The 5,911-nt window shown below is 66.1% G+C and carries 7 protein-coding genes; all 7 read left to right on the top strand.

The annotated features are described in order from the left end of the window. Nucleotides 1-380: 380 nt before the first annotated feature. The 7 genes from rpmB (at nt 381) to ACTHNC_RS11410 (ending at nt 5,871) form a co-directional block, all read left to right on the top strand. Complete coding sequence (rpmB, locus tag ACTHNC_RS11440; RefSeq protein WP_022901382.1) at nt 381-617, top strand: 50S ribosomal protein L28; 237 nt, start codon at nt 381-383, stop codon at nt 615-617. Beyond that, entirely contained in the window at nt 617-784 is a 168-nt protein-coding gene (gene rpmG / locus ACTHNC_RS11435) for a 50S ribosomal protein L33 (protein ID WP_146321261.1), read from the top strand. Before rpmB ends, rpmG begins: the two co-directional genes overlap by 1 nt. A 3-nt stretch (nt 785-787) precedes the next feature. Beyond that, nucleotides 788-1,093, top strand: coding sequence for a 30S ribosomal protein S14 (gene rpsN, locus ACTHNC_RS11430; RefSeq protein ID WP_440294729.1), 306 nt, complete (start codon nt 788-790; stop codon nt 1,091-1,093). A gap of 536 nt (nt 1,094-1,629) precedes the next feature. Continuing rightward, the gene (locus ACTHNC_RS11425) at nt 1,630-1,917 is read left to right on the top strand and encodes an HU family DNA-binding protein (protein ID WP_146321257.1); all 288 of its coding nucleotides are present in this window, start codon (nt 1,630-1,632) and stop codon (nt 1,915-1,917) included. A gap of 190 nt (nt 1,918-2,107) precedes the next feature. After that, complete coding sequence (locus tag ACTHNC_RS11420) at nt 2,108-4,141, top strand: cytochrome c oxidase assembly protein (protein ID WP_440294728.1); 2,034 nt, start codon at nt 2,108-2,110, stop codon at nt 4,139-4,141. Then, nucleotides 4,138-5,475 carry an ATP-dependent DNA helicase gene (locus ACTHNC_RS11415; RefSeq protein ID WP_440294727.1) on the top strand — a complete coding sequence of 446 codons (1,338 nt, stop codon included), beginning with the start codon at nt 4,138-4,140 and terminating at the stop codon, nt 5,473-5,475. Before ACTHNC_RS11420 ends, ACTHNC_RS11415 begins: the two co-directional genes overlap by 4 nt. 42 nt (nt 5,476-5,517) lie before the next feature. Further along, complete coding sequence (locus ACTHNC_RS11410; RefSeq protein ID WP_440294726.1) at nt 5,518-5,871, top strand: FHA domain-containing protein; 354 nt, start codon at nt 5,518-5,520, stop codon at nt 5,869-5,871. Nucleotides 5,872-5,911 lie beyond the last annotated feature (40 nt).

Raw genomic sequence — 5,911 nt, 5'->3', positions numbered from 1 at the left:
GATCGCGGGGGTCCGGGATCTGGGCGAGCACGTCAGCCAGTTTCAATGGTGACGTGTCGGCGGGAAGATCGGCAGCGGCCACCGCGGCAATCAGCGAAGATAGCATCTGGAACTCCTGTCATCCGATGGTCTTGAACAACTCACCGGTTAACAGGAGTTCCGCCATTCCCGCGACGACACGCCGCACCAACCGACCTTAAGAAGGCCCTGCGCGATTTGGGTGGATGCGGCGTGTCGCGTAGACTAGTTCTTCGTCTGCGCGGACTCCTCTGCGCAGTTCGCACACACAATCCCCTTCTTGCGAAAGCGATGAGTCGTTGTGTGCGCCGACAAGAGATCTTGGGAAGGGCATCCGCCCTTCGGTATTGATGGAGGAAATCATGGCAGCTGTCTGCCAGGTGACGGGAGCTGTGCCCGGTTTCGGACACAACATCTCGCACTCGCACCGACGCACCAAGCGTCGCTTCGACCCGAACATCCAGAAGAAGACGTACTACGTGCCGTCCCTGCGCCGTAACGTCACCCTGAACGTCAGCGCCAAGGGCATCAAGGTGATCGACGCCCGCGGTATCGAGGCCGTGGTCAAGGACATCCTGGCCCGTGGGGAGAAGATCTGATGGCCAAGCAGCAGGACATCCGCCCGATCATCAAGCTTCGTTCGACGGCGGGCACCGGTTACACCTACGTGACCAAGAAGAACCGCCGCAATGACCCCGACCGTCTCGTGCTCAAGAAGTACGACCCCATCGTGCGCAAGCACGTCGAATTCCGCGAGGAGCGGTAGAGCATGGCTAAGAAGAGCAAGATCGCGCGCAACAAGCAGCGCCAGGAGGTCGTCGACCGTTACGCCGCCAAGCGTGCGGAGCTGAAGAAGGCCCTGGTCAATCCGAACTCGAGCGACGAGGAGCGCGAGGCCGCTCGTGTCGGTCTGCAGAAGCTTCCCCGCAACGCTTCGCCGGTCCGTCTGCGCAGCCGCGACGCCGTCGACGGACGTCCGCGTGGCGTGCTGACCAAGTTCGGCATCTCGCGTGTTCGCTTCCGCGACATGGCCCACCGCGGCGAGCTGCCGGGCATCACGAAGTCCAGCTGGTAGTCACCAGCAGCACTTAGGGGCGTCGTCCTTCGGGACGGCGCCCCCTTTGCTGTGCGCACCTACGAAAACAGGACGATCGACTGAAAACAGGCCAAAACGTCCTGTTCTCAGCGGGAGAGCGCGATCTGTCCTGTTTTCGCGCGAGCCTCCATCGCCTGTGCTCGCGACTGCGTCGCTCAACAGGCTCAGTCGGCTCGGCCAAGCGAGCAAGCTCGCTCGGCTCTCGCCTCAGTCGCCTGTGCTCGCGACTACGTCGCTCAACAGACTCAGTCGGCTCGGCCAAGCGAGCAAGCTCGCTCGGCTCTCGCCTCCATCGCCTGTGTATAACTCCGGGATTTCTGTGCATAACCCATGGCGTGCACGGCAGGATGCCCCGAAACGGGCGGTTCTGGCCCCAGAATCCCCGGAAATCCGCGGAATTACGCGGTTTGTTGGTACCTTGAGGGCGGTTCGCGTGAACCACACCTGCGGCTCATGGCCGTGAACTTCATCAACAAAACGCTGCTCAGCAGCAGAACGTCCGAGGAGGACACTCAATGGCTGACAAGTCGCTGAACAAGACCGAGCTCGTGGCGGCGGTCGCCGCGTCGACCGGTCAGAGCCAGGCCGCCGTGGGGGCTGTGGTCGACGCTTTCTTCGCGACCATCGCCGAGACCGTCGCAGGCGGGGGCAAGGTCACCATCCCGGGCTGGCTCGCCGCAGAGCGCACGTCGACGGCCGCGCGTACGGGCCGCAACCCGCAGACCGGCGCCGAGATCAAGATCCCGGCCGGCCACCGCGTCAAGCTGACCGCGGGCAGCAAGCTCAAGGCTTCCGTCAAGTAGCCTTCCGCACGAGCAAAGGGGATGCCGGTTCGCCGGCATCCCCTTTTCGTATGCCCGCGACGCCCCCGGCGAGCGCTCGTCGCCGGGAGGGACGCCCGAGTCCTCCTCCACACCGGGGCTCGAGGCACGCGACTGCACACCGACATCCGGTCTCGCCCGGCGTCAAGGTTGCAGCGCCTACGCTTGTCTGGTGAGAAGAGTGCAGCGTGTCGCGGGCCCCGTCGCGCTCGTGGTGGCCGCGTTAGCCGCCATCCTCGTGGCGCTCGCGTACGGTGGTGCGGCATCCGCTCCTGCGCTGCTCGATCCCGGCCCGGTCGTGCGCTGGGGTCTTCCCATCGCGAACCTCTTCGTGAACCTCAGCGCCGCCGCGATGATCGGCGCTCTGTTCATGGCGTGCTTCGCGCTCAGTCCAGACAACCCCGAGTACGACAGGGCTCTGGATGTCGCGGCCGGCTCCGCCGCGATCATGACCGTCGTCAGCGCGATCACCGGAGTGCTCACCTACCTGGATGTCACGGGTTCGGCGCTCGCGTTCGACCAGCAGTTCAGCGACGGCATCAGTCAGTTCGCCACGCAGATAGCGATCGGACAGGTGTGGCTGGCGATCACGCTGATCGCCGCGACCACCACCGTGCTCTGCTTCGCTGTGCGCAACCACACCGCCATCGCGTTCGTCACCGTCGTCGCGCTGTGCACGCTCATCCCGATGGCGTTGAGCGGGCACGCGGCCGGAACGGCCGGCCATGACCAGGCCATCACGTCGCTCGGGCTGCATCTCGTGTTCGCCGCCATCTGGATCGGCGGACTGCTCACCATCGTGCTGATCCGCAAGACGCTGGACAAGGACCGGATCGTCACGGTGCTCGAGCGGTTCTCCACGCTCGCCATCATCTGCTTCGTCGTCGTCGCCTTCTCCGGCATCATCAACGCCGACCTCCGCATCGGCACCCTGCAGAACCTGCTCACCGCGTACGGCGTGCTCGTGCTGGTCAAGGTTTTCGCGCTCGCCGTGCTCGGCCTTTTCGGCATGTTCTGGCGGCGCTACATGATCGACCGGCTGAAGCGGGTCGGCAGCCGGGGCCCGTTCTGGTGGATCGTCACCGCTGAGCTCGCCTTCATGGGCATCGCCTCCGGTGTCGCCGCCGCGCTCGCGCGCACCGCGACGCCGGTCGCGCAGGTCCCGGTCTCCCAGCCGACGCCCGCTGAGGTGCTCACCGGTGAGCCGCTCCCGCCGCCGGTGACGCTCGCCCGCTACCTCTTCGGTGTGAACATCGATCCGCTCTGGCTGATCGGATGCTGCTTCGCGATCTTCTTCTATCTCGCGGGCGTCATACGGCTGCACCGGCGGGGCGACTCCTGGCCGATCGGGCGCACGATCGCGTGGATCGCGGGCATCCTCGCGCTGCTCTGGGTGACCAACGGCGGCATCAACATGTACGAGAAGTACCTCTTCTCCAGCCACATGCTGGCGCACATGCTTCTGACCATGGCCGTACCGGTGCTGCTCGTTCCCGGCGCCCCGGTGACGCTCGCACTACGAGCGATCAAGAAACGCACCGACGGGTCACGCGGCGGCCGCGAGTGGATCCTGCTCGTCGTGCACTCGAAGATCGCGGCATTCCTCACGCATCCGATCACCGCCGCCGTGCTGTTCGCCGGATCGCTCTGGGTGTTCTACTACTCGCCGCTGTTCAGTTGGGCGACGACCGACCACATCGGACACGAGTGGATGATCATCCACTTCCTCATCACCGGCTACCTGTTCGTGCAGTCCCTGATCGGCATCGACCCGGTGCCGTACCGGTTCCCGTATCCGATGCGGCTCGTGCTGCTTTTGGCCACGATGGCGTTCCACGCGTTCTTCGGACTCTCGATCATGACGACCGACGGGCTGTTCCTCGCCGACTGGTACGGCGCGATGGGCCGCACCTGGGGTGTGACCCCGCTCGCCGACCAGCAGTTGGCCGGCGGCATCGCGTGGAGCATCGGCGAGATCCCCACGGTCGCGCTCGCCATCACCGTGGCGATCCAGTGGAGCCGCAGCGACGCCAAGGAGACGAAACGCCGCGACCGGCAGGCCGATCGAAGCGGCGACGCCGACCTCGTCGCCTACAATGCGATGCTGCAGCGCATGGCATCGGACGACACCGATCCACGGGCCCGCGCTGCGGAGCGCCACGACGAGCGGGCGCAGACGGATGCCGCGAAGGAGCCTCAGCGGTGAGCACGGTGACAGCGGATGCCGTCAGGCTGACGAGCGAGCAGGCTGCGGTGTTCGACGCGATCGAGCACACGCGTGACCACGTCTTCGTCACCGGACGCGCCGGTACCGGCAAGTCCACGCTGCTGAACCACCTGGCCTGGAACACCGAGAAGCAGCTCGTCATCAGCGCACCGACCGGCGTCGCCGCGCTGAACGTCGGCGGGCAGACGATCCACTCCCTGATGCGACTGCCGATCGGCGTCATCGCCGACAACGAGCTGGACCAGCCACGAGAGCTCGTGCGGCTGCTGAACAGCATCGACACGCTCGTGATCGACGAGATCTCGATGGTCAACGCCGACCTGATGGATGCCGTCGACCGCGCCTTGCGTCAGGCTCGCCAGCGCAAGCTCGAACCCTTCGGCGGCGTGCAGATCGTGCTCTTCGGCGACCCCTACCAACTCGCCCCGGTCCCCGGTGATGCCGAAGAGCGGGCGTACTTCGCCGACCACTATCGGTCGATGTGGTTCTTCGACGCCAAGGTCTGGGACGAGACATCCCTTCGGCGCTTCGAGCTGAGCGAGATCCACCGTCAGCACGAGCTCGACTTCAAGCTCATGCTCAACGCGGTGCGATACGGACGCGTCACGAAGGAGATCGCGGACCGGCTCAACGCGATGGGCGCGCGCCCGCAGCCCGAAGACGGCACGATCACTCTCGCAACCCGCAACGACACCGTGAACCGCATCAACGCCACAGCCCTGCGCAAGCTGCCCGGACGTGCGTTGACCGCCAAGGCGGAGATCTCCGGCGACTTCGGGCAGCGCAACTTCCCGGCAGACGAGACGCTCGAGCTGAAGGTCGGCGCCCAGGTGATGTTCCTGCGCAACGACACCGGTCAAGGAGGCGACGGCCCGCGTTGGGTGAACGGCACCATCGGCACCGTCGTTCGCATCGACACCAACGTGTGGGTGGATGTCGACGGCGAGGTGCACGAGGTCGAGCCGGCCGTGTGGGAGCGGTTCAAGTACACGTACAACCCGCTCACGAAGAAGCTGACGAAGGATGTCGCGGCCGAGTTCACACAGTTCCCGCTGCGGCTCGCGTGGGCGGTCACCATCCACAAGTCCCAGGGCAAGACCTACGACGCGGCGATCGTCGACCTCGGAACGCGCGCGTTCACCTCCGGGCAGACGTACGTCGCGCTCAGCAGGATCACGACGCTGGACGGCCTCTACCTGACCCGGCCGCTGCGACCGAGCGACATCACCGTCGACCCGGACGTCGAGCGGTTCATGCGCGACGCGCGCCCGGTGCACGTCCCGGTGGCCGCCGCCTCCCCTGCGACGCCCTAGGCCGACCCGCTAGGGTTCTGCCTGGACGTGAGGGGAGACACCATGGCAGCGACGTTCGTGCTGGACTTCAGCGACGGCCAGCACCTGGAGACGATGGGCAACGGCGTGATCGGCCGCAACCCATCCGTCCACACGCCGGGCACCGAGCTGGACGACCCCGCGCACGTCGAGCTGGTGACGATCGGGAACGACGCGAAGTCGGTCTCGCGCGCGCACCTGGCGTTCGGCCAGTACGACGGCGTCTTCTGGGTGATGGACCTCGGCTCGGCCAACGGCACCACGATCACCTACCCCGGTGACGGCACGTTCGCGTGCGACCCGAAGACCCGCCACGAGGTCGACCCCGGTTCGATCGTGCGGTTCGGCAACGCATCCTTCTCGCTCGGCAGGCGCTAGCCGCGGCCGCGAGCGCTCAGGCGGCCGCCGGCGCCCCGGC

The organism is Humibacter sp. (assembly GCF_051954055.1).
In the GTDB taxonomy this organism is placed as follows: Bacteria; Actinomycetota; Actinomycetes; order Actinomycetales; family Microbacteriaceae; genus Humibacter.
This window is presented reverse-complemented; position numbering and strand designations above follow the sequence as displayed.

Excerpts from the sequence above, each read along its gene's own strand:
- rpmB (WP_022901382.1), top strand. The coding sequence starts at position 381 with ATGGCAGCTGTCTGCCAGGTGACGGGAGCTGTGCCCGGTTTCGGACAC.
- rpmG (WP_146321261.1), top strand. The coding sequence starts at position 617 with ATGGCCAAGCAGCAGGACATCCGCCCGATCATCAAGCTTCGTTCGACG.
- rpsN (WP_440294729.1), top strand. The coding sequence starts at position 788 with ATGGCTAAGAAGAGCAAGATCGCGCGCAACAAGCAGCGCCAGGAGGTC.
- ACTHNC_RS11425 (WP_146321257.1), top strand. The coding sequence starts at position 1,630 with ATGGCTGACAAGTCGCTGAACAAGACCGAGCTCGTGGCGGCGGTCGCC.
- ACTHNC_RS11410 (WP_440294726.1), top strand. The coding sequence starts at position 5,518 with ATGGCAGCGACGTTCGTGCTGGACTTCAGCGACGGCCAGCACCTGGAG.